Consider the following 22,027-nt stretch of genomic DNA (forward strand, 5'->3'; position numbering starts at 1 on the left):
GGCTTTCTACATTTTTGCGAAAAAAGGACATTTTAATGTACCTTAAATAGTTTGTGATTGAACCGATAAGAGAAAAGGATAGGTTATAAGTCTAGTAGTGATTATGGCCTTGGGAAATTATACGTAGATTTGATTCTTATAGAAAAGGAGATTAATGTAATGAAACAAAAAGGATTTAAAAGTATTAGAAGCAAATTATTAGTATCATTCTCAATCGTCGTCCTATTGTCGATCGGCTTGGGCGTTTTTAATGCCATATCGATTAGTAAAATAAATAATACAACGGATAGCATTGTGAATTTTGAAGTGCCGCTTTTAAATGCTGATCAGAAATTGGCGACTTCATTAGCGAACCGAATCGGTGCCGCACGTGCATACATACTGTTTGGTGACCTGAAGTTCAAAGAACAATTCCACGAGTTTACTGAGGAAAGTAAGGAACTTGAGGAGACCGCGAAAATGCTAGGGGCATCCGAAGATTTTGAGAAACTGCTCGACAAAACGGTTCAGTGGCGAGAGTCTATGATCAGCGATGTTTTTGATGCGTATGATGAGGGGAATCATGGTAAAGCACGTAGAAATCTACAAGACCTAGCCATTATAGGAAACGAATTACGTGAAGGGTATCAAAGTTTTGCGGATAGGCGAGAGGATATTACGAATAGCAAAGGGCAAGAAATTGTAGAAAGCGGCAGCAATATGTTTATTACAGGCATAATTGTAACGGCTTTTGTAGTCATCGGAAGTATAATTGCTGCAATCTTCACTTCAAATCTTATTACAAGACCAATTAGGAGAGTAATGAATCGGATGAAGCTCATTGCCAACGGCGATTTGAGCGAGGAGCCATTAGCCATTTATTCACGGGATGAAGTAGGTCAGCTCACTGAGGCAACGAATGAGATGAGCAGCAATACACGGGCACTATTAAATCAGATTAGCAATGTGTCCGAATTAGTAACCGCCCAAAGTGAAGAATTGACTCAGTCATCCAGCGAAGTGAATGCCGCATCGGAACAAATTGCCGTAACGATGCAAGAATTGTCTTCTGGTGTGGAAAGTCAGGCGGACAGCGCATCTGAACTGTCAGCAGTCATTGAATCCTTTACAGAAAAAGTAGAAGAAGCAAACCAAAAAGGCGAAGAAATCCAACTGGCATCCCGTGAAGTTCTTGAAAAGACGAATGTGGGCACTCGTTTAATGGATATGTCTTCTGAGCAGATGGGCAAAATCGATCATATTGTGCATGATTCTGTTATTAAAATCCAAGGATTGGACAAGCAATCGCAGGAAATTTCCCAATTGGTCGATGTCATTAAAGAAATAGCAGATCAGACAAATCTCTTGGCGCTGAATGCTGCAATCGAGGCGGCGCGTGCTGGTGAGCACGGAAAAGGTTTCGCGGTTGTTGCGGAGGAAGTGAAAAAGCTGGCGGAACAAGTATCGATTTCAGTAACTGATATAACGGGAATCGTGAATACAATGCAAGAAGAATCTGGCTCTGTCGCAACATCTTTGCAGGAAGGGTATGTAGAGGTGGAAAAAGGGACGAAACAGTTGCAGGAAACAAACAAAACATTTTCTGAAATAAGAGATGCAATTCAAGAAGTGGTAAGTCATATTTCTGTCGTATCAGGTAACCTATCGGATATTGCAGCGAATAGTGAAGAGATAAGCAGCTCTGTTGAAGAAATAGCGGCTATTTCAGAACAAACGGCAGCCGGTGTACAACAGACATCTGCTTCATCCCAACAAACTAGCAGTTCCATGGAGGAAGTGGCAGGCAGTTCTTCCCAACTCGCCCAGCTGGCGGAAGATTTAAATGAACATGTTCGTCGTTTTACCATTTAAGAAGTTGCTTCGTAAACCTTAAAAGGGCTGTCCATACATTATTAGCTGCTAATTGCCCGCGAGCGTCTGATTTTTCCTCTCCCGGGACATTAAGAGCCGTTTAATTGCCCGTGCGAGGCTAAATTTCCCTCTCTCGGGACGTTAAGAGCCGTTTAATTGCCCGTGCGAGGTTGATTTTCCCACTCGCGGGACATTAAGAGCCGTTTAATTGCCCGTGTGAGGCCGATTTTCTAGCGGCCGGGACATTAAGAACCGTTTAATCGACCGTCATGCCTGTTTTGCCGATCTCCAAACAATAAAAGAAAAAGCTGTTCGGAAAATCAGTTTGTACTGACTTTCTGGACAGCTTTATTCATAAAATTTCACACGCTCATCTACAAAGACATGAATTTCAGGTCCATACTTTTCATTGATTTCCTTTGCTTTTTGTTCCGCTTCTTCCTTACGTTCAAACAATCCTACTTCCAGAAAAAATTCACTTTCCCATGTGGAAAATAATATGCCGTTTTCCCGTAGGACACGAAGTCCAGTTTCTTCAAATAAATATTCTTCGTAGTAAGGGATTTCACCGCCGAATAAATGCGAAGGTGTACGAACAGCATATAGCTTTTCATCATTTGCATGCATGTCTTCCGAAACAGTGACGACAAGTTCTGCCGGATCTGCATATTCCTTTCCTTCCATTAGAACTGGTCCGTTAAAGACGATGACAAATTGAATAGCAGAATCATCATGCGTTACAAGCCAATAAGCATCTTCCACTAAATCGCTTTTCTTGAGATCTGCAAAATCATTCGCATCAAATGCTCTCGCCCCATGAAACGTAAAGGTCATCGTATACGGATTTTCATCGTATGCAATTTCAAAATAGGGAGCTGCAAGCTGTGGTTGCTCAGTTTCACCTCTTTGTGTGAAGCCGATGCCGATATGTTCGATACCATTGTCTTTAGTAACGGAAATGGATTTTACATTTACGTTATCAGTTATCGTACCTCCTGTAGCAATCCCATCCTCGAATGAAAAATCTTTAACTAAATTTCCCATGACAGAAAAATTCCCGCTTTCAGCACTAGCGGATGTTAGAGGATCGTCATGTAGTTGATCCGTGTTAAGGACCTCTTGGAACTCAACTGCTTCTATTAATCTACCTAAAACAGGGACATCTTTTGTTTTAGATACAAAGCCAGGGATTGTGTTCACCGCCGCGACTAGTATTATCACCATAGCAATCATCCATGTAAAAAAAGGAAAATGTTTTTTTGCCTTTTTCTTTTTCATTAATTCATTGCCCTCCTGATCAATGCCTGATTACTCGAATTACTAATCATAACCATTCTATTATTTAGGTCGAAGAAATAGAGCAAGGTTTCAAAATACTTTTTCGAATGTGTTTGTCAGAAATTCATTTGTTTTTAATGATAAGGCTATGTTAAATAATGTTGTTGATTTTTGATTAATAAAGAAAAAGAACCTATTCAGGTCCCTTTTTGATTTATCATTATTAATCTAACGTACCTGTCAATACAAGTAATTTATGGGTTATTTAGCTTTACTAAGATATGCTTCATAAAAGGAAATAAATGCACCTGAAATAAACATTAAACAAAATAAAATAAAAGCCCATAATGTTTGGGAACCAAGTAAAAAACCATAAAATCCAGTAATCCCGTTATAATCCCAAGGGTTATTAACTGATAGTGCAATAATTGAAATCAAGCCTATTGTTCCACATAAAAGAATGATTGACCCAAAAAACATTTTTTTCATAGAATCACAACCTCCTTCCTATATTGTTATTTTAGAACATATTTCTACCTTATAAATCAACATCATTCTTGAAGTAAACTAATCCGTTAATTAAACAACAGTAGTCTTAATATTCATACGTTCTCAATGAATGATAGGTTTCATTAATTGGTAATAAACAACTTTCTACTATCATTTTGCTGACGGAACCATCATCGCTTCGGTGCTTCACAATTTCGAGGAATTGAAACCAACTCAAATAATGGTCGAGGTATTTTGTCGCCACGCCATTGAATCGTTGTATCCAGTTCTTTAATCGACTGTGATAGCTATTCACGTTTTGGATATGGTAGATGCCCTTTACTCGTTCAACACCATCTGATTTGAAGCGGTAATGCTCCATACTTTTGCTTTTCGCATAGGTAGAAAAAGCTCTCCAAGCATCAGTGCAGAGCGTATTCTCTGATGATAACTTTGAACCTACGGCTTTCTCTAACTGAGTCTTAGCAATACGTCCTCTCCCTAGAACACCCGAATAAGTGGCTTTTTGTCGGTCTCTTGCAACGAGGACACAAATCTGCTCGCGACTGATACCACGGAACCGTGATGAACCACCACGTTTTCGCGGTTTGCGGTCCTGAATATTTCGCTTTCCCTTTTCGGAGTATAGGAAATATGTTTCATCCATTTCCACAATGCCTGAAAATGCATTAAAGTCCATTTGTTCTAGGGCAGACAACACTTTGTGCCTCCAGTAAAACAAGGTAACATAATGAACGCCACCGATAAGTTCTGCCGATTTACGAAGTGAATAGCCCTCCAACATACACTTGATGAATTCTATCCATTTTTCAGGCTTATGAGTGCGGTAAAGGGGAGTGTTCGTGACATCCGTAAATGTTTTCCTGCAATCTTTACAACGATATCGTTGGCGTTCGACATCTTTTGTGCCGACCTTAACTATATATCTGCCAAACCTAACTACTTGTTTGGAATAACAATGAATACAAGTATATCCGACTTTATTTTTACGCTCATTTATTTCTTGGAATATTGGCTCACTCGGGTAGAATGACGCAAGTGAAGTAATAAAGAATTCTTTTAAACGATGTTGCTCTGCGGGTTTTAACCTTTTTATTTCTGCTATTATTTCTTTTAACCTCATACCAATTCCTCCGAATGAACGTTCTTACTAGAACATTTATTTCCAATTAATCAAATATTAACAAAGATATTTAACACAGCCAATGATAAAAAAACCAGGCGGAAACTACCCGCCTGGTCAATATGTTACTGGATTGAAGCGATAATGCCTTCTTCTCGATCCAACAATAACTTAATGCTCGCCGCATAAGGGTCTTGTTGCAATACTTCCTTAATATAGAAGCGAATCGATTGAATCATATCGAAAGATCCGAGGACATAGTTCTGATTCGGAATTTCAACTTCCGCCGAGAAGCCTTCATCATCATCATAAATCAATTCAACTTCAACGTTTTCCGGCAAAAGATCTTCGTTTTTCCAAGCTTGATCAATGCAGATTGCATTCACGATATCCTGCTCGGACATGATCAATTCTGCCATGGATTAACATCCTCTTTTTCTTTCTTTGCCTTTAGAAGCATGAAAATCTTCCGTATTATACTAATGGCAAAGACGATGACTAGCATATTGATCATAAATCCTAAAATTGAGCCTAACATACCCATGTTGGCGAACAGGCTACCGAAAAGAAGTCCTGCAACTCCACCGATAAACAAACCGCGCATGAGACCTCCTGAGAAGAATCCGCCTTTTGAAGATGCGGGTTTAGTAGTTTTGCTAAGCGAATTGTTCTCATCCTGTTTCTTTTCCGCTTTTTTCGGAGTAGTGAAGTTGTTTTGGTTCGTGTTAAAGTTCTTCTTTCCTGATTTGTATCTCTTTGCTTCCACTGTTGTCGCATGATCATTCAGCACAATGCTGCCGATAGGCGACATGACGATCGTCAATGCAATTAGCGCAGACATTAACTTCTTCAATTCATTTCCCTCCATTACTATGTAAAACAAATGATGCATAGAGTAGTATAATTCATTTTGACATTTAATTATATTAGTTTGCCTTAAAATCGGGAAGCAAGTTAATCGGTATGAATAAACCGACTTTCCCATGTTGGTCGTGGTCCAAAGTTGCGAATACAACACCGATCACTTGACCTTCTTCATTTATAACCGGGCTGCCGCTATTTCCTCGATATACAGGAGCTTTGATCATCATTACTTCTTCTGTCCAATCATCCAATTTTATTGGTCCTAAGATCGTACCTTCATTAGCAATGCCTTTAAAACTGAGCGGATTGCCGATGAAAGTAATTGGGTCATTTTCGGCCATCTGCACATCTTTCGCAACTGCAAGCGAAGGAAGGTCATTTCCGTCAATTTTAAGTACGGCTAAATCAATGTCAGGATAGGATTCTAAAACGGTTGCATTAAAGCGGCCATCCTCTGGAAAGACGACTGTAATGAATTCATTATCCTCAATTACATGATAGTTGGTTAAAATAATACCATCATCGGAAATGGAGAATCCAGTTCCTTTACCGTCTTCTGTCGACACGACGACAACGGATTTTTTGTGGGCGGCGACTTCCTCCTGTTGTGATAAAGCAGCCGAAGAGATGAGAAAGTCGATTGCAGGAATCGAGAACACCTGAAATAGGCCAACAAACGTGCTTAATGCCAAAGTGACGGCCATTAGCCAGATGAATGATTTGGGAATCCGCTTTTTTGGGGGTGCGTCCTTCTCTTCAAGTGATTTTAGCAAGGCTTCTCTTTGAGCTTCAAGGACAAGCTCATTCATTTCCTCATCGCTGATTTGTTCAAAATGGTCATCATCTATGTGTTCAGTTCGATTATTATTTTGCTCATCTGTCATGAATCAATCACTTCCTCGTCTTCAAAGATCTTTCTATCATTATAGCAATGAATCGATAATTGCACGAAGGGGTCACCTTTTGTTCTTCATGCCCATATGTATAAAGGGGAAAGGGGAGGGTGACTTGGTATCTTTAACACCTATTATAATTGACGGCCATCCATTTACGGCAGTAACTGTCCGCCTGCCGAAAACAACTTTACTGACGGTTTCTAATGATCAAGGATATATTATGTGTGGGGCTTTGGACGTTGCTTTGCTGAATAATGTATTGGCGGATCGGAAAATTGTCGCGGGGAGGGCAGTGGGAGTCAAAACGATTGACCAATTATTAAAGGCACCGCTTGAGTCCGTTACGAAGGAAGCAGAAGCGCTAGGAATTTACACTGGCATGATCGGAGAAGAAGCGTTGTTGAAAATGGTTTAAATGAAAAAAGCATCGAGCCGAGAATGCCCTCGGTTCGATGCTTTTTTTGATTTAATAAAGTTAACGGTTGTTGTTATTACGGTTGTTGCGATTGTTTTGATTTCTGTCGTTATTGTTTCGGTTGTTATTGTCTTGATTGTTGTTGAAGAAGTCATCTGCGAACTCGATGTTTTTGTTCTCGTTTTGGTTCTGGTTCCGATCGTTTTGTCGGTTATTGTTGTTTTGGTTATTCCTGTTTTGGCGATTTTCAGGCATGTAAGACATCTCCCTTTGGTTTTTTTGTTAAGTGAATGAACACTTACATGATGTATGATGTCCCAGACTCGAAAATATATCCGCAAAATAAATGAAAGTTTTTTGTCGTCAAAAAAAGCACCATCCATGAAGGATGGTGCTTGCATTAGTTAAATAAGATAAGCCGCCTTTGCCGTATCGTTAATCATGAAAGTTTTAAACCACCACTCCTCAAAGTGGGTGTTCGCAGAAACATTCCTGTTCGTCCCAGTAGATCTGACTGGGCATACCATTCCAGTTCCTATATAAAACTCCCTTTTACAGCTTAAAGGTTAAAACTTATGTGAATACGTACAATGCAGCTTATGAATACATCTTACATTACTTTTTGATGCAGAGCAATGAAAATAACTTCCATTTCTAAGACGACATCGCTGCTGTTTGCATTTTTGCTTACAGGGAAAGATAACAAAAAGCGAAAGGGAGTGTAATATGTGAATCGGGTATTTTTGTTTCTTGCATTTATAGGTGTTCCATTGGTTTTAGTCGGTTCAGTCATGGATTGGCCAGCGATTCCGATCTTCTTATTAAGTTGCGCAAGCATAATTGCACTTTCGGGATTTATCGGCAGGGCTACGGAAAGCCTTGCAATCGTTAGCGGACCGAGAGTGGGTGGTCTATTGAATGCTACATTTGGAAATGCGGTTGAAATGATCATTTCGATTTTTACATTGAAAGCCGGTATGATCGGGATCGTACTTGCTTCATTGACAGGATCCGTACTAGGGAATTTACTGCTTGTGCTTGGCTTTTCATTTTTTGCAGGTGGCATAAAATACAAAACGCAAAATTTCAGCATCCATGATGCGCGGTATAATTCAGGGTTATTAATATTCGCTGTGATTGTAGCATTTGTTATTCCGGAAATCTTCTCGCAGACGATGAATCGCCAAAATACGGTCACCTTAAGTATCGGGGTTTCAATCATCTTGATTGCCCTTTATCTAGCGGGCCTCTTTTTTAAGCTCGTTACGCATCGAGGTGTATTTACCTCTTCCGATAAAGAAACAGTCGAGGAAGAGGAGGAAATCCCAGAATGGTCAAAAGGTAAATCCATTCTCATTCTTCTTCTCTCTACCGTCGCCGTAGCATTTGTGTCAGAAAAACTGGTACATACATTTGAAACACTCGGGGAAATGTTCGGTTGGACAGAACTATTCATCGGGGTCATCATCGTGGCTATTGTCGGAAACGCAGCGGAACATTTCTCAGCAATTACAATGGCGATGAAAAACAGGATGGATGTCGCAGTGGAAATTGCTGTTGGCTCCACATTACAAGTTGCCATGTTTGTCGCGCCAATCCTTGTCCTTATTTCACTAGTTATGCCTGTAACTATGCCACTCGTATTTACAATACCTGAATTAGTTGCAATGGTGACTGCCACCTTTTTAGTTATTAATTTATGCAATGATGGAGAATCGAACTGGTTTGAAGGTCTGACTTTATTGTCGGCATATCTCATCATCGGGATCGGTTTTTATTTTTTATGAGGCCGTTATGCTTATGTGAAAAGATTCTGTGGTATAGATGATAGAAAGGAGGGATCGCTGAAAATGCTAATGCATATCGGGGTGTTCCTAATGGCAGTATCTTTCGCCATCTTCGCAATACTGCTTTCTAAGTTGTTGCGGCAAATTTCTTCAACAATTGGAAGTGCAGGAAAAAGCTTTGATCAAATGGAATCGAAGTTAGATGCAACGGTAAATAGTTTAGAGAATACGATTGAGAAAACGGAAATCACATTGATCGATATGGAAACAAAGTTAAATGCAATTGACTCCGTTTTCGTATCGGCCGGAAAAGTTGGAGATTCAGCTAGATTGGCAACTGATGAATTGGAGGAATTGACGAGTGATTATGCGAATCAAAAAGAGTTACCGGGTGCCATGCCGTTCATCAGAATCATACAATCTGCGGAATTCGTTTCAGGCTTATTCGGTTCCTGGAAAGATGGAAAACGAAGATATACAAGAAGAAATGAGGGGTTTAAATGACTTTAGCAGGAGCAGGGATTTTATTAATTGGAATTGCCTTCTTAATACTTTCTATATTCCTAGCAAAGGTACTGAACCATACGGCATTCATATTGCAAGGAGTAGGCACTACTATCGACCGACTTCCGGATCAGCTGGATGGTGTCTTGGATGAAACAAGCGGTCTGATCCGTAATACGAATGATACGTTATCGGATGTGAATGAAAAATTAGATACACTGACGCCACTATTCCATATTATCGGCGATGTAGGCGAGTCTACTCGCAAGGTAACTTCATCTGTAAATGATTTTACCGTTTCTATGAAAGGGAAATTGGAAGCGACTGACGAGGAAACGAGAAACAAAAAACTTGGCGGTTTGTACGGAATGTCTGCACTTGCTGTTTACTCAGTAGACAAAGGAAAAAGCTTGAAAAAGAGAAAAAGTTTTTCAAGAATGAGCACTTTTCATAGCGAGGGCGAACAAAGAGCTTTCGATATTCAGCGAATAAAGGAAGAAGCGAAGGACTCTGCAAAGGCCGGGAAGTACGTGGCGGATGATCTATAAAAAAAGCGTATGAAGGAGGCGAAGCACCGTCCTTCATACGCTTTTTCTTTTCTTTTTCCTACGGGTCATAAAGTAGTAGAAGGATAAAAGACCATAGATCCCTTCATATTTCTCTTGTTTTGTAAATTCGGCCGCATGTTCAGTTTGTGCTTTCAGGGTACTTGTTTTCCCTAGAGCTGCAAGCGTCTTCTGACGGACTGTTCCGCCGACATCCCCAATGGCATGTAAAAGGGGATTGAATTCTTTTAATTGGTCATTTACTGTTTCAATCGTGGCATTGCTTGTCCGCATTATTTCTTTTGTATGTCCTGTTAAATCGTCCATCGTCTCTGGAAGGCGGTCCGTTGTCTCTTTGACACCATCCAATACATCCGCCAATTTGTTAATAGGCTTAATTAAAATACCAACAAGCACTGCAAATGCTACACCGATGACAAGTACTCCGATTCCTAACCAATCCAACTTGATCCCTCCCAAAAATTCATTCCAATTCCTGTCCGCTATAAGGAAGTCTCTTTACTTCATGTTTAGAAGATGCTCCTTGGTTGTCTTTCTCCGATTTGAATTTGAAGAATACAAATGATGCTAACTCCGTAAGTGCTGTTGCTTTTTTCATCAAATCGCGGTGCTTCGTTTTGGGAGTCTTAATTTCCCTTGAGATTGATTCGAACGATTGGGTAATGTGTTCACTTGATTTCCCGATATTTTGAGCCGAATGCGTTATACCATCCAATTGATGGATTTTGTTTTCAATGTCTTCGGCAATCCGATTTGTCTGCTCCATTACTTGATCCGATTTTGATGTGACTGCATTGAGCTTCGTCTCCATCCTTTCAACCGTCTCTGTAACTTCCTTCATCGTTCGCTTTGCGCTTGTAACTGCCATGATGAGAAAGATGGCAATTAGTAATAAGGATAATGCCCCGATGACTGCACTTATATATAGGAGGTACTCCATTCAACCACCAGCTCCATTCCACAACTTTTTCTCTTATCTATTAATACCACTAACGACAATGTCATAAACACATCATACATACGATCCAGCATTGGGCGCATCCTACTATAGAAAAAGCCATTTCTCGAAATTGAGAAATGGCCGATCCCTTATGAAGAATAAATAAACAACGTGACTAACATGAACAGGATGATTGGAATTCCTGTCATGAAGAAAAAAGTAGATTTCATTGACAAGGCTTCCGATGGCTTCCGCATACTCATGATGTCCTCTTGAACATGTTTCCGGTAAAATACTTTTTTGACACTTGTAGAAAAGAAATCAAAAAATCCAGATTGGAATAGGAGAAGGGCCAATCCAATGAATAGAAGTAGACCACCGACGTAAAACGAAATGTTTATATAGTCGAGAACTGTCACATTTCTATACAAAATGTAAATTAAAACAAAAATTAATAATTGACTTACAATAATGTTAATTGAAATTCTCTTCATATTCAAACCTCTTTTTTATCATTTATATAACTGTTTATTCTTGTATATTATAATAAAGAGTGAAATAAAGCAATTGAGAACAAAGTGCGTAATATCAATGTTTGTCATTTAAAAATTGATAATTCATAAACCTCGCATTACTTTAACATCATATTGTTACTGAAATAATCTCAAAAAACCCTTTGACTTCATACATTTTCAAGGTATAATAAAAAGTGTTAATTCTTCAGACAATTACAAAAGGAGGTCATCAATTTGAAGAGAAACAAAATGCTATTGCTTTTGGCACTTTCTTTAGTATTAAGCGTTGTACTTGCTGCTTGTGGCGGTAAAGACAAAACAGAAGAAAAAGACGCTACTCCTAATAAAGAAAGCGACAAAGGGACAGAACAAAAAGAAGAAGCTGGTGAACCAGATGCAGAGCAAGTTCTTAACTTGATCGAATCTGCAGCAATTCCTTCTGTAGACTCCGCTATCGTGGAAGACGCAGTAGGGTTCAACGTATTGAATAACGTAAACGAAGGTTTGTACCGTTTGAACTTAGAAAACGTTGCTGAACCTGCTATGGCTGCTGAAGAAGCAGAAGTGAGCGAAGATGGATTGACTTATACATTCAAACTTCGTGACGCTAAATGGTCTGATGGAACAGACGTAACTGCTCATGACTTCGTATTTGCATGGCAACGTGCAATCGACCCTGCAACTGGATCACCTTATGGTCCATTCATGATGTCAGGTGTTATCGAAAATGCAACAGCAATCAGTGAAGAAAAAATGGACAAGTCAGAACTTGGCGTAGTTGCTGAAGATGACAAAACATTGGTCGTTACATTGGAACGCCCAGTGCCATACTTCTTATCACTTATGTCTTTCGGAACTTTCTACCCGCAAAATGAAGCGTTTGTAACTGCTAAAGGCGATGCATACGCAACGAACTCAGATAACCTTCTTTACAACGGACCTTTCGTTCTTACTGAATGGGATGGTACTGGAGATAGCTGGGTTTACAAGAAAAATGAACAATATTGGGATGCAGAAAACGTTAAACTTGATACAATCAACGTTGACGTTGTAAAAGACTCTGCAACTGCAATCAAGCTTTACAATGATGGCAAGAAAGACCGCGCTGGTGTATCTGGTGACTTAGCTCTACAATATTCAACTCATGCAGAAGCAATCGTTCAACCAGAAACTTCTGTATTCTACTTCAAGTTTAACCAAGAAAAAGACGGTAAAGAGACTCCGCTTGCAAACGTTAACATTCGTAAAGCGATCGCTAAATCTTTCCAAAAAGAAGACTTGGCTGATGTAATCCTTGCAAACGGTTCGATTCCTGCAAACTTCCTTGTACCTACAGACTTCGCATTCGATGAAAGCGGAAAAGACTTCCGTGACATCAGCGGCGACCTATTAGTCTATGATGCAGAAGAAGCGAAGGAATACTGGCAAAAAGGTTTGGATGAGCTTGGTGTAACTGAATTGGAACTTGAAATCCTAGGCGGAGACACTGAACTTTCCAAAAAAATGGATGAATACTTCAAAGCTCAACTTGAAGGCAACCTTGAAGGTTTGTCAATTAAGTTGAAAGAAGTACCATTCTCAGTTCGTTTGGACCTTGACACAAATCAACAATATGACATCCAAGTTTCTGGATGGGGCCCTGACTTCCAAGACCCAATTTCATTCCTAGATTTGTTCGTTACTGATGGTACAAACAACTTGATGTCTTATTCAAACCCAGAATATGATGCGTTGATCGAATCATCAAAAGATGAGCTTGCTTTAGATCCTGCAGCTCGTTATGATGCATTTGCAAAAGCTGAAAAAATCCTAATTGAAGATGACGCAGCGATTGCACCGATTTACCAACGTGGTTTATTACAATTGCAAAAACCATATTTCAAAGGTCTAGCAGTTCACCCATTCGGAGCTGACTATAGCTACAAGTGGGCTTATATTTCCGGAAAAGAGTAAGCAGTAAAGATACAGTCAACTTAATAAGGATGAGAGTATATGGGCGAATTGCTCATATGCTCTCTCTTTTTACTAGTAGATAATACTTTGAAAATTATACGTATTTTCATTCCGAAAAAAAATTGAGTATTCAATTTGACATAAATTATCTAACCTAATTCGGAGGTGCAATATGGTTAAGTATATTGGTAAGCGTTTAGTTTATATGTTCCTAACGATGTTCCTAATTGCTACTGCAACATTTTTCTTAATGCAAACGCTACCAGGTTCGCCGATTGCTTCATATAGCAAGTTAAATGAGTCTCAAAGGGCAATCGTTGAGAAGAAGTACGGCATCGACAAACCGAAGCCTGTGCAATATGCGATTTATATGAAAAACCTTGCGAAAGGGGACTTAGGGACTTCCTTCGTCTTTAAAGGGAAAAGTGTAAACGACCTCCTTTCAACACGATTAAAACCATCTATGGTTCTTGGAGCGCAGGCAATGGTATTCGGAACACTTATTGGTATCTTGTTGGGGATGCTCGCAGCATTGAGGCAAAACACATTCTGGGATTATGGAAGTACATTTTTAGCGATATTGGGTAGTTCGATTCCGTCCTTCGTATTCGCTTCATTACTGCAATATTGGGTTGCTTCACAATGGCACTTATTGCCGGTTGGCTTATGGAATGACGGCTGGAAATCGAGTATTTTGCCTTCCATCGCATTAGCAATGGGACCGCTTGCAATGGCGGCAAGGTTCATCCGTACTGAAATGATTGAAGTACTTAGCTCGGATTATATTACATTGGCAAAAGCGAAAGGCGCTAACGGATTTGAAATTGCATTTAAGCACGCATTCCGTAATGCGTTAATCCCATTGATTACCGTATTAGGTCCGGTTACAGCCGGATTGGTTACAGGATCATTGGTAATTGAGCAAATCTTTGCGATCCCGGGAATCGGGGAGCAGTTCGTTTCTTCTATTATGACGAATGACCACGCGACGATTATGGGAACAACATTATTATTCTCTGTGTTTTTAATTGTCGTTATTTTCATCGTAGACATTTTATACGGAATCATCGACCCACGAATCCGTCTGTCTGGAGGTAAAGGATAATGCAACTTGATAAACAACAATTACCGCCAGAAAAATTTGAGCGGGTGGCCATTGATAACGAATCTGCTGAACGGATTACAAAACCGAGCTTAAGTTTCTGGCAAGATGCTTGGTTGCGCCTACGTAAAAACAAAGCAGCGGTCGTCAGTATTTTTGTGTTGCTGTTATTGATTTTAATGGCGTTTATAGGACCTCATTTGAACGGTCACTCCGGCGATCACCAAGAAATCCGACACGCTAACTTGCCTCCTAAAATTCCAGGTATCGAAAAGTTAGGCATTTTTGATGGGGTTGGGAACATGGGAGGACAAAAAGTCGATTTATATGAAATGAAGAAAGTCGACGAGTACTATTGGTTTGGTACAGATGGGTTAGGTCGTGACTTGTTTACACGACTTTGGGAAGGAACACAAATTTCCTTGTTCATCGCTTTCGTTGCTTCCATTATTGACCTTGTGATTGGTGTCGCATATGGCGGTATTTCAGGTTATTTCGGAGGACGTACCGATGATATTATGCAGCGGATCGTTGAAATCCTTATCGGTATTCCAACGCTGATCGTTGTAATTCTAATGATTCTCATTATGGATCCAGGAATAATGGCAATCATCATTGCCATTTCTATAACGGGATGGATAGGGATGTCCCGTATCGTCCGTGCACAAATATTGAAATACAAAAGTCAGGAATTCGTACTTGCTTCAAGAACGCTAGGAGCGGGTGATGGCCGTATCATCACAAAGCATCTGATGCCAAACATTTTAGGTATCGTCATCATCAACACAATGTTCACGATTCCAGGCGCAATCTTCTTTGAAGCGTTCCTAAGCTTCATCGGAATTGGACTTCAACCGCCTGCGGCTTCGTTAGGTACATTAATTAACGATGGTTATAAAGTAATGGAGTTCCAACCATATGTTCTTTTATTCCCATCAATCGTTATTAGTGTTTTGATGATTGCGTTTAACTTAATCGGTGATGGATTACGAGATGCACTTGATCCGAAAATGAAAGATTGATTGGAGGAAAGCCGAGATGGAAAAAATATTACAAGTAAAAGACTTGGAGCTTTCCTTCCACACGTTTGCCGGTGAAGTGAAAGCGATTCGTGGAGTAAGCTTTGACTTGAACAAAGGGGAAACGCTAGCAATCGTTGGAGAGTCGGGATCTGGAAAATCAGTGACGACGAAATCGATTATGCGGTTATTGCCCGAATCAAGCTCCGAATTTAAAAATGGAGAAATCTTATTTAACAATCATGATTTAACAAAACTAACAGATAAAGAAATGCAGAAAATCAGGGGAAAAGACATTTCGATGATTTTCCAAGATCCGATGACTTCCTTGAATCCAACGATGACAATTGGAAAACAAATCATGGAACCGATTTTAAAGCACCAAAAAGTAAGTAAAGCAAAAGCGAAGGAAGTAGCCGTTGAACTCTTGAAATTGGTAGGGCTTCCGAATCCGGAAATGCGTATTAAAATGTATCCGCACCAATTTTCAGGTGGTCAAAGACAACGGATCGTCATTGCAATTGCATTGGCTTGTAACCCTAAAATATTGATTGCCGATGAACCAACAACGGCGCTTGACGTTACAATCCAAGCACAGATTTTGGAGTTAATGAAGGACATTCAGAAAAAAGTCGATACGTCCATTATTTTTATTACACATGACCTTGGTGTCGTGGCAAATGTCGCTGATCGTGTAGCTGTAATGTACGGTGGCCGTATTGTTGAAGTCGGTACAGTCGATGAAATTTTCTATAATCCTCAACACCCGTATACATGGGGTCTTTTAAGCTCTATGCCATCTATGGACTTGGAAGAGGAAAGGCTTTATGCAATTCCAGGCACACCGCCTGACCTATTGAATCCTCCAGTCGGAGATGCGTTTGCACTTCGAAGTGAGTATGCATTGCAAATTGATTTGGAACAGGCACCACCTATGTTCCAAGTCAGTAAAACTCACTTCGCGGCTACATGGCTGCTACATCCGAATGCGCCGGAAGTAGAACCGCCTGCAAACATCATTGAGCGGATGAAGACTTTTCGTGGAAGCAGATATTATGAAGAAACCACAGGAGGTGAAGCATAATGGCAGAAAAATTGCTTGAAGTGAAAAACTTGAAACAATATTTTAATGCCGGAAAACCTTCGGAGGTTAAGGCGATCGATAATATTAGCTTTACGATTAATCGTGGAGAAACATTCGGTTTGGTTGGTGAGTCGGGTTGTGGGAAATCGACGACAGGCCGTACAATCATCAGGCTATATGATGCAACGGATGGAGAGGTTCTCTATGACGGTGTTAGTGTACATGGCAATAAATCCAAAGCAGATGTGAAATCATTAAACCAAAAAATGCAAATGATCTTCCAGGACCCTTACGCATCATTGAATCCGCGTATGAAGGTACTTGATATCATTGCGGAAGGCCTTGATATACACGGATTGGTCAAAAATGCCAAGGACCGTAAACAGAAGGTCGTTGAATTGCTTGAAACGGTTGGACTGAATAAAGAGCACGCAGACCGCTATCCGCATGAGTTCTCCGGAGGACAACGTCAACGGATCGGGATTGCACGGGCGTTAGCTGTAAATCCCGAATTCATCATTGCAGATGAACCAATCTCAGCTCTTGACGTGTCCATCCAAGCTCAAGTGGTAAACCTTTTAAAGGATCTCCAAAAAGAGAAAGGTTTGACGTATTTATTCATCGCCCATGACTTATCGATGGTAAAATACATTTCAGACCGGATTGGTGTTATGTATTTTGGGAAACTCGTCGAAATGGCGCCTGCCGAAGATCTATACAAAAATCCAATGCATCCTTATACAAAATCATTACTTTCAGCTATTCCGCTTCCGGATCCGATTTACGAAAGAACGCGCGTGCGGAAGCCATACAATCCGAATGACCATAAATACGGAACAGACGAAAAAGTTGAATTCCGTGAAATTTCTCCGGAACACTTTGTATTATGTTCGGACAAAGAATTCGAAGCAATGAAAAAAGAATTAAAATAAAACCGAAAGCCGTCTAAGTCAGATACTGACAAAGGCGGCTTTTTGTTATGCAGTCTATTTGGTAATGGTATAATGGCAAAAACAGCATTTAAAAGAAGGGGAGATGACATGGATTTTCCGACAGGATTTTTGAAAAATACGATGTTTTTTAAGGATTTATCCGAACAGGAATTGGAACCCTTTTTACCGATCATGCACAAAAGGAAATTAGCTGACAAAACAATATTATTTTTACAAGGGGATCCGATTACACATGTTTACATAGCCGAGTCCGGTAAAATTAAGATTTTTCGGAACGACCATGCAGGAAAAGAGCAAGTCCTTCATTTCAAACAGCATGGAGACCTTTTTCCACATGTCGGCTTCTTTCGCCAAGGACATTTTCCTGCTTTCGCGCAGGCAATTGAGGATAGTGAAGTTTATTCAATCGCGATCAAGGATTTTGAACAAGTCCTCATGGAAAATCCTTCAGCCTCTGTGAAAATGCTGAGGGTGCTGGGTGATCAGATTGTGAGTCTTCAACAACGTCTTGAAGAAATGGCATTGCGCAGTGCGAATGAACGGATTTTGCTTCTATTATTAAGGCTTTGTGAAACTCATGGAAGTAAAGTGGGGAACGGTTGGGTGAAATTGAATACCCGATTCAAAAATGCAGATCTCGCGAATATGATCGGGACATCCCGAGAGTCAGTGAATCGTATGATATCGCAGCTGCGGAAAGATGAATCTGTTGATATCAAAGATGGGGAGTATATGATTGCTCCTGAAAAATTGAAGGATGAATTGCTTAGTTTCAGCTAATGTATAAATTGAAAAGCCATTTTGTAAACCACATCAGTGGATTTGCAAAATGGCTTTTTTCTAATTAACGCACTGTCAAGAGTTTGTCACTTTTGAATTCGAAATGTGTGATGTACATCACAGAGGTGAGAATCATTATCAATTATTATTAACTCAAGAAGAAAACAGCGGAGGTGAGAAAAGTGAAATCCCCAAATATAGAAGTAGAAGAGCAACATGAAGAAGTCGAATCAACGATAAAAGGGACATTATTTTCAGTCGGGTTTGTCGGTTTTATAATTTTAATTACTTGGGTACTGCTGTTTGTTATTTATATGTATCGTTATTGATGATAAACGAGCGTTCCCGAGGAGAAACGAGCGTTTCCTAGGAAAAACGAGCGTTCCTAAGAAAAAACGAGCGCTTCCGGGAAAAAACGAGCGGCAAATGAAAATAAAGTTACCCTGTGAGATTAGGAGGAATAATGATGAAGATGAATCGGTACGAAGAGATCTGGTTGATGCTGAGCGGAGGTATGCTTGTTATTTTCATGTTGATAACAGGCTATCAAACTTTCGCTTTAGGAATGGGTCCACCGAGTAATAAAGAAACGATCGACCCGCAAAAAGTCGATGAGACAGCACCTTTTGATAACCCGGGTGTTTTCAAAACAGGAGAGAACGAATATGAAGTTGTCATGACGTTAGAAGTGTTTAATTTCAATCCCGGAAAGATTGAGATCCCAACAGGGTCAACCGTTACATTCATTATGACGTCAAAGGATGTCGTTCACGGATTCCAAGTGGTTGACACCAACCTGAATGCAATGGTTATGCCGGGGCATATTCAAAAAGCGACGCAGACATTTGATAAGCCCGGTGAATACCTCGTATTGTGCAACGAATATTGCGGCGCGGGTCATCAGCATATGAGCACAACAATTACGGTGAAATGAAGGAGGGGAGAACAATGAATTCGACAGCAATTAAGGAAAAGAAGATAAAAGGTTCATTAAAGGAAAAATCACAAAAACTAATGGGCATAGGCCCTGAAGATGCCAAATTGACGAAATCATATATGGCTGTTGCGTTTATCGCATTACTTATTGGCGGTGCCTTAGGATTATTACAAGGCCTTGAACGTGCAGGCCTCTTACAATTGCCGCATTGGTTCAACTATTATCAAGTGTTGACGGCGCATGGTGTATTGCTAGTTCTTGTGTTGACAGCGTTTTTCACAATCGGTTATTTCTATGCTGGATTATCCCATACATTAGGTGGGTTGCTGCCTCAAGTACGGAAGATGGCGTGGATCGGATTTTGGATGAAAGTTGTCGGTCTTGTGTTTGCAGTCGTACCGATCATACAAAATAAAGCATCGGTCCTTTATACATTCTATCCGCCAATGGCAGCATCCCCATACTTTTATATCGGTCTTGCACTTATCGTCATCGGTGTGTGGATGTGTGCATTCGGAGCTTTTATCAATATCGCGAAATGGCGCAAACAAAATCCGGGAAAACATATTCCGATTTTCGCCTTTTTTGCAACAGGAGTATTCGTCCTTCTATTCTTCGGAAGCATCGGTGTCACAATCGAAGTACTAACATTGATCGCCTGGTCTTTCGGTTGGAAAGCGACTGTCAACGTTTTGTTAAGCCGGACGTTATTCTGGTCATTTGGCCATACACTCGTAAACATTTGGTATATGACTGCGATATCAGCCTGGTATGTGATTGTTCCAAAAATCATAGGCGGCCGACGTTTCAGTGATACACTCACACGGGTAGTTATCATCTTGCTCGTCATTTCGAATATACCTGGTGGTTTCCATCATCAGATTGTGGATCCAGGGATGTCTCAAACATTGAAATTCCTTCACTTGTTCATGAGCTTGTCCATCGGCTTCCCTTCATTGATGACCGCATTTGCGTGTGTTTACGTCTTTGAAAAAACAGGCAGGAAGCTTGGCGGCAAAGGATTATTCGGTTGGTTAAAAAAATTACCTTGGGGAGATGTCCGTTTCCTTGCACCCATGATTGCGATGATTGCATTCATTCCAGCAGGGGCAGGCGGTATTGCACAAACATCAAACCAGTTGAACCAAGTTGTCCATAACACTTTGTGGGTTGTCGGTCACTTCCATTTAACTGTCGGAACTTCCGTCATCTTGACATTCTTCGGCATTAGCTATTGGCTGATTCCGTATATTTCGAAAAGAGTCCTAACACCACGGATGAATAAAGTCGGGATTGTCCAAACGATTATTTGGACGCTAGGAATGCTGTTCATGTCCGGTGCGATGCACTGGGTCGGTTTACTCGGTTCACCACGCAGAACGTCTTATACAACTTACGGTAATAATGCGACTGCGCTCGGTTGGGATCCGTACTTGATCTTCCTTGCAGTAGGGGGAACGCTTCTAATCATCGGCGTGCTCATCCAAGTGTTTGCAGTCTTCCATATGATGTTTTTCGCTCCTAAAGGCGAAACTGAATTCCCAATTGCGGAAGCGGAAGAGCCGGAAGAAAAAACACCGATGTGGACAGATCGATGGGGCTTATGGATCGTCATCATGCTAATTGTAGTATCGATGGGATATGTCGTGCCAGTTGTAGATTTAATCGTCAATGCACCACCAGGATCACCGCCATTTATTACATGGTAATGAAGTGAAAAACTATCCGAGGAAGTGGAGATCATGTCAAATCGTTATACAAAAATAGCGACTCTAGTTGTATTGCTGTTTGGGATTCTGCTGATCTCCATCGGAACGGATGGATTCACAGCTTTCACTGCAGAAACGGCGCGTGTCAATAAACTACTGGAAGATAAGCCGGAATTTCCGGATGTCACTTTCCAAGACAGTCAAGAACGTGAATATTCGATGGATGAATTTAGAGGAAATTATGTACTCATCACGTTCTTTTATTCATCATGTACAACAGTTTGCATTGATTTGGAAATGAATATGTCTGAGCTTTACGATAAGATTCCTCAAAAGTATATTGGTAAAGATATCGATTTTTTAAGCATTAGTTTTGATCCCGACCGTGATGACCCTGCCACTTTGGACATTTATAAAAATATGTTCAATAGCGATGGTGAAACGTGGCGGATGGCTAGTATCCAAAACGAAGAACAATTGGCTAACGTATTGAAGGAGTTCGGTGTTATCGTCATACCGGATGATTATGGGAACTTCGCCCATAATTCGGCATTCTATCTTGTGGATGAGAATGGCGTTTTGCAAGAAGTGATGGATTATAAAGACGTCGATGCTGCGGCGGAGAAAATCATTAACATCTTGGATAGCGGGGAGGGGCGGTCATGAAACAGTCGAAATATGGTTTGGCCCTTCTATTATTCATGGCAATTCCGCCGATGGCATCTGTTCTCGAGTCAATTATGATCATGCATATGCACATGCAAATGCCTCTTCTTGTGATTTCCGGATTTCTGATGGCTCCATTTTTTCAATCGAAGCTCCCTAAGTTCTTTGCAAAATGGAATGAAGACGGCATACCGGGTATCCTATTATTTACGCTCGTCATGGTGTACTGGATGATTCCTAAAACGATGGATGATGCGTTGACAACAACGAGCGTTGAACTGTTCAAATTTATCAGTCTGCCTTTTCTGGCTGGTGTTCCTTTACGCGATAGCTGGAACAAAATCGGATCAGGTAGTAAAAAGATTGTATTTATTGTCTTCACAGCACTTTTTTATGTAATGGGATTCCTTTATATAAAGGCACCGATTCAATTATGCAATAACTATTTATTAATCGACCAAATCACACTTGGTTGGGGATACATGACAATGGCTATATGCTTTTCCATCTACTTGATTTATCTTGCTTTCATCGACAAGCAAGAATCACCTATCCAATTATAAAAAGCTGTCTAC

At 40.4% G+C, this 22,027-nt stretch carries 25 protein-coding genes and 1 other RNA gene; 16 read left to right on the forward strand and 10 right to left on the reverse strand.

What is annotated here, in order from left to right; all coding sequences use genetic code 11:
- Nucleotides 1–159 precede the first annotated feature (159 nt).
- Nucleotides 160–1,851: a methyl-accepting chemotaxis protein gene (locus SLU01_RS04140; RefSeq protein WP_170232582.1), complete on the forward strand. Its 1,692-nt coding sequence runs from the start codon at nt 160–162 to the stop codon at nt 1,849–1,851.
- Between the two features lie 348 nt (nt 1,852–2,199).
- On the opposite strand, the gene SLU01_RS04145 is transcribed toward SLU01_RS04140, so the two are convergent.
- The 6 genes from SLU01_RS04145 to SLU01_RS04170 form a co-directional block, all read right to left on the reverse strand.
- Entirely contained in the window at nt 2,200–3,129 is a 930-nt protein-coding gene (locus tag SLU01_RS04145) for a hypothetical protein (protein ID WP_147055660.1), read from the reverse strand.
- Between the two features lie 261 nt (nt 3,130–3,390).
- Nucleotides 3,391–3,618: a hypothetical protein gene (locus tag SLU01_RS04150; RefSeq protein WP_147055662.1), complete on the reverse strand. Its 228-nt coding sequence runs from the start codon at nt 3,616–3,618 to the stop codon at nt 3,391–3,393.
- 106 nt (nt 3,619–3,724) lie between these two features.
- On the reverse strand, nt 3,725–4,762 hold the full coding sequence (locus SLU01_RS04155) for an IS1595 family transposase (RefSeq protein ID WP_147055664.1): 1,038 nt from the start codon (nt 4,760–4,762) through the stop codon (nt 3,725–3,727).
- Nucleotides 4,763–4,887: 125 nt separating this feature from the next.
- Nucleotides 4,888–5,181 (reverse strand): DUF2653 family protein, encoded by a 294-nt coding sequence (locus SLU01_RS04160; RefSeq protein WP_147055666.1) that lies wholly within the window; start codon nt 5,179–5,181, stop codon nt 4,888–4,890.
- A complete protein-coding gene (locus SLU01_RS04165) occupies nt 5,169–5,615 on the reverse strand; it encodes a hypothetical protein (protein WP_147055668.1) in 447 nt (148 codons plus the stop codon). The genes SLU01_RS04160 and SLU01_RS04165 overlap by 13 nt, the downstream gene beginning before the upstream one ends.
- Before the next feature lie 73 nt (nt 5,616–5,688).
- The gene (locus SLU01_RS04170) at nt 5,689–6,510 is read right to left on the reverse strand and encodes a S1C family serine protease (protein ID WP_147055670.1); all 822 of its coding nucleotides are present in this window, start codon (nt 6,508–6,510) and stop codon (nt 5,689–5,691) included.
- 124 nt (nt 6,511–6,634) lie between these two features.
- On the opposite strand from SLU01_RS04170, the gene SLU01_RS04175 reads away from it, so the two are divergent.
- Together SLU01_RS04175 and SLU01_RS17885 are read left to right on the forward strand one after the other, a co-directional pair.
- On the forward strand, nt 6,635–6,937 hold the full coding sequence (locus SLU01_RS04175; RefSeq protein WP_147055672.1) for a YunC family protein: 303 nt from the start codon (nt 6,635–6,637) through the stop codon (nt 6,935–6,937).
- The gene (locus tag SLU01_RS17885; RefSeq protein ID WP_170232583.1) at nt 6,938–7,231 is read left to right on the forward strand and encodes a hypothetical protein; all 294 of its coding nucleotides are present in this window, start codon (nt 6,938–6,940) and stop codon (nt 7,229–7,231) included.
- Between the two features lie 117 nt (nt 7,232–7,348).
- On the opposite strand, the gene ssrS is transcribed toward SLU01_RS17885, so the two are convergent.
- Nucleotides 7,349–7,539: non-coding RNA, 6S RNA (gene ssrS / locus SLU01_RS04185), on the reverse strand.
- A gap of 126 nt (nt 7,540–7,665) precedes the next feature.
- On the opposite strand from ssrS, the gene cax reads away from it, so the two are divergent.
- The 3 genes from cax to SLU01_RS04200 all read left to right on the forward strand — a co-directional run bounded on the left by cax (nt 7,666) and on the right by SLU01_RS04200 (nt 9,776).
- Nucleotides 7,666–8,724 (forward strand): calcium/proton exchanger, encoded by a 1,059-nt coding sequence (gene cax, locus SLU01_RS04190; RefSeq protein WP_147055676.1) that lies wholly within the window; start codon nt 7,666–7,668, stop codon nt 8,722–8,724.
- A gap of 63 nt (nt 8,725–8,787) precedes the next feature.
- A complete protein-coding gene (locus SLU01_RS04195; RefSeq protein WP_147055678.1) occupies nt 8,788–9,228 on the forward strand; it encodes a DUF948 domain-containing protein in 441 nt (146 codons plus the stop codon).
- Nucleotides 9,225–9,776: a DUF948 domain-containing protein gene (locus SLU01_RS04200; RefSeq protein WP_147055680.1), complete on the forward strand. Its 552-nt coding sequence runs from the start codon at nt 9,225–9,227 to the stop codon at nt 9,774–9,776. Before SLU01_RS04195 ends, SLU01_RS04200 begins: the two co-directional genes overlap by 4 nt.
- A gap of 33 nt (nt 9,777–9,809) precedes the next feature.
- On the opposite strand, the gene SLU01_RS04205 is transcribed toward SLU01_RS04200, so the two are convergent.
- The 3 genes from SLU01_RS04205 to SLU01_RS04215 form a co-directional block, all read right to left on the reverse strand.
- Nucleotides 9,810–10,238, reverse strand: coding sequence for a DUF948 domain-containing protein (locus SLU01_RS04205; protein ID WP_170232584.1), 429 nt, complete (start codon nt 10,236–10,238; stop codon nt 9,810–9,812).
- A gap of 19 nt (nt 10,239–10,257) precedes the next feature.
- Nucleotides 10,258–10,734, reverse strand: coding sequence for a DUF948 domain-containing protein (locus SLU01_RS04210; protein WP_147055683.1), 477 nt, complete (start codon nt 10,732–10,734; stop codon nt 10,258–10,260).
- A 149-nt stretch (nt 10,735–10,883) separates the two neighbouring features.
- Entirely contained in the window at nt 10,884–11,228 is a 345-nt protein-coding gene (locus tag SLU01_RS04215; RefSeq protein WP_147055685.1) for a DUF3899 domain-containing protein, read from the reverse strand.
- A gap of 255 nt (nt 11,229–11,483) precedes the next feature.
- Here SLU01_RS04215 and SLU01_RS04220 point away from each other — a divergent pair, with 255 nt between their 5' ends.
- The 10 genes from SLU01_RS04220 (at nt 11,484) to SLU01_RS04270 (ending at nt 22,015) form a co-directional block, all read left to right on the forward strand.
- A complete protein-coding gene (locus tag SLU01_RS04220; protein WP_147055687.1) occupies nt 11,484–13,202 on the forward strand; it encodes a peptide ABC transporter substrate-binding protein in 1,719 nt (572 codons plus the stop codon).
- Between the two features lie 172 nt (nt 13,203–13,374).
- A complete protein-coding gene (opp3b, locus tag SLU01_RS04225; protein ID WP_147055689.1) occupies nt 13,375–14,307 on the forward strand; it encodes an oligopeptide ABC transporter permease in 933 nt (310 codons plus the stop codon).
- Nucleotides 14,307–15,326: an oligopeptide ABC transporter permease gene (opp3C, locus tag SLU01_RS04230; protein WP_147055691.1), complete on the forward strand. Its 1,020-nt coding sequence runs from the start codon at nt 14,307–14,309 to the stop codon at nt 15,324–15,326. Before opp3b ends, opp3C begins: the two co-directional genes overlap by 1 nt.
- A gap of 16 nt (nt 15,327–15,342) precedes the next feature.
- Nucleotides 15,343–16,407 (forward strand): ABC transporter ATP-binding protein, encoded by a 1,065-nt coding sequence (locus SLU01_RS04235; RefSeq protein WP_147055693.1) that lies wholly within the window; start codon nt 15,343–15,345, stop codon nt 16,405–16,407.
- The gene (gene oppF, locus SLU01_RS04240) at nt 16,407–17,339 is read left to right on the forward strand and encodes an ABC transporter ATP-binding protein (protein ID WP_147055695.1); all 933 of its coding nucleotides are present in this window, start codon (nt 16,407–16,409) and stop codon (nt 17,337–17,339) included. Before SLU01_RS04235 ends, oppF begins: the two co-directional genes overlap by 1 nt.
- A gap of 108 nt (nt 17,340–17,447) precedes the next feature.
- Nucleotides 17,448–18,140, forward strand: a complete 693-nt coding sequence (locus SLU01_RS04245; RefSeq protein WP_170232585.1) for a Crp/Fnr family transcriptional regulator — start codon at nt 17,448–17,450, stop codon at nt 18,138–18,140.
- 466 nt (nt 18,141–18,606) lie between these two features.
- Nucleotides 18,607–19,074 (forward strand): cytochrome c oxidase subunit II, encoded by a 468-nt coding sequence (locus SLU01_RS04255; protein ID WP_147055700.1) that lies wholly within the window; start codon nt 18,607–18,609, stop codon nt 19,072–19,074.
- A gap of 14 nt (nt 19,075–19,088) precedes the next feature.
- A complete protein-coding gene (locus SLU01_RS04260) occupies nt 19,089–20,786 on the forward strand; it encodes a cbb3-type cytochrome c oxidase subunit I (protein ID WP_147055702.1) in 1,698 nt (565 codons plus the stop codon).
- Between the two features lie 30 nt (nt 20,787–20,816).
- Nucleotides 20,817–21,452, forward strand: coding sequence for an SCO family protein (locus SLU01_RS04265; protein WP_174842613.1), 636 nt, complete (start codon nt 20,817–20,819; stop codon nt 21,450–21,452).
- Nucleotides 21,449–22,015: a hypothetical protein gene (locus SLU01_RS04270; protein WP_147055706.1), complete on the forward strand. Its 567-nt coding sequence runs from the start codon at nt 21,449–21,451 to the stop codon at nt 22,013–22,015. Before SLU01_RS04265 ends, SLU01_RS04270 begins: the two co-directional genes overlap by 4 nt.
- The last annotated feature ends 12 nt before the right edge of the window (nt 22,016–22,027 follow it).

Origin of the sequence: Sporosarcina luteola, from assembly GCF_007991495.1 — a bacterium.
Classification (GTDB): Bacteria; Bacillota; Bacilli; order Bacillales_A; family Planococcaceae; genus Sporosarcina; species Sporosarcina luteola.

What these genes read in the sequence shown, in the direction of transcription:
- SLU01_RS04260 (WP_147055702.1), top strand. Translation starts at nt 19,089, where the DNA reads ATGAATTCGACAGCAATTAAGGAAAAGAAGATAAAAGGTTCATTAAAG.
- SLU01_RS04255 (WP_147055700.1), top strand. Translation starts at nt 18,607, where the DNA reads ATGAAGATGAATCGGTACGAAGAGATCTGGTTGATGCTGAGCGGAGGT.
- SLU01_RS04160 (WP_147055666.1), bottom strand. Translation starts at nt 5,181, where the DNA reads ATGGCAGAATTGATCATGTCCGAGCAGGATATCGTGAATGCAATCTGC.
- SLU01_RS04145 (WP_147055660.1), bottom strand. Translation starts at nt 3,129, where the DNA reads ATGAAAAAGAAAAAGGCAAAAAAACATTTTCCTTTTTTTACATGGATG.
- SLU01_RS04235 (WP_147055693.1), top strand. Translation starts at nt 15,343, where the DNA reads ATGGAAAAAATATTACAAGTAAAAGACTTGGAGCTTTCCTTCCACACG.
- SLU01_RS04215 (WP_147055685.1), bottom strand. Translation starts at nt 11,228, where the DNA reads ATGAAGAGAATTTCAATTAACATTATTGTAAGTCAATTATTAATTTTT.
- opp3C (WP_147055691.1), top strand. Translation starts at nt 14,307, where the DNA reads ATGCAACTTGATAAACAACAATTACCGCCAGAAAAATTTGAGCGGGTG.
- opp3b (WP_147055689.1), top strand. Translation starts at nt 13,375, where the DNA reads ATGGTTAAGTATATTGGTAAGCGTTTAGTTTATATGTTCCTAACGATG.
- SLU01_RS04155 (WP_147055664.1), bottom strand. Translation starts at nt 4,762, where the DNA reads ATGAGGTTAAAAGAAATAATAGCAGAAATAAAAAGGTTAAAACCCGCA.
- SLU01_RS04270 (WP_147055706.1), top strand. Translation starts at nt 21,449, where the DNA reads ATGAAACAGTCGAAATATGGTTTGGCCCTTCTATTATTCATGGCAATT.
- SLU01_RS04210 (WP_147055683.1), bottom strand. Translation starts at nt 10,734, where the DNA reads ATGGAGTACCTCCTATATATAAGTGCAGTCATCGGGGCATTATCCTTA.
- SLU01_RS04245 (WP_170232585.1), top strand. Translation starts at nt 17,448, where the DNA reads ATGGATTTTCCGACAGGATTTTTGAAAAATACGATGTTTTTTAAGGAT.
- SLU01_RS04200 (WP_147055680.1), top strand. Translation starts at nt 9,225, where the DNA reads ATGACTTTAGCAGGAGCAGGGATTTTATTAATTGGAATTGCCTTCTTA.
- oppF (WP_147055695.1), top strand. Translation starts at nt 16,407, where the DNA reads ATGGCAGAAAAATTGCTTGAAGTGAAAAACTTGAAACAATATTTTAAT.
- SLU01_RS04170 (WP_147055670.1), bottom strand. Translation starts at nt 6,510, where the DNA reads ATGACAGATGAGCAAAATAATAATCGAACTGAACACATAGATGATGAC.
- SLU01_RS04195 (WP_147055678.1), top strand. Translation starts at nt 8,788, where the DNA reads ATGCTAATGCATATCGGGGTGTTCCTAATGGCAGTATCTTTCGCCATC.
- SLU01_RS17885 (WP_170232583.1), top strand. Translation starts at nt 6,938, where the DNA reads ATGAAAAAAGCATCGAGCCGAGAATGCCCTCGGTTCGATGCTTTTTTT.
- SLU01_RS04140 (WP_170232582.1), top strand. Translation starts at nt 160, where the DNA reads ATGAAACAAAAAGGATTTAAAAGTATTAGAAGCAAATTATTAGTATCA.
- SLU01_RS04150 (WP_147055662.1), bottom strand. Translation starts at nt 3,618, where the DNA reads ATGAAAAAAATGTTTTTTGGGTCAATCATTCTTTTATGTGGAACAATA.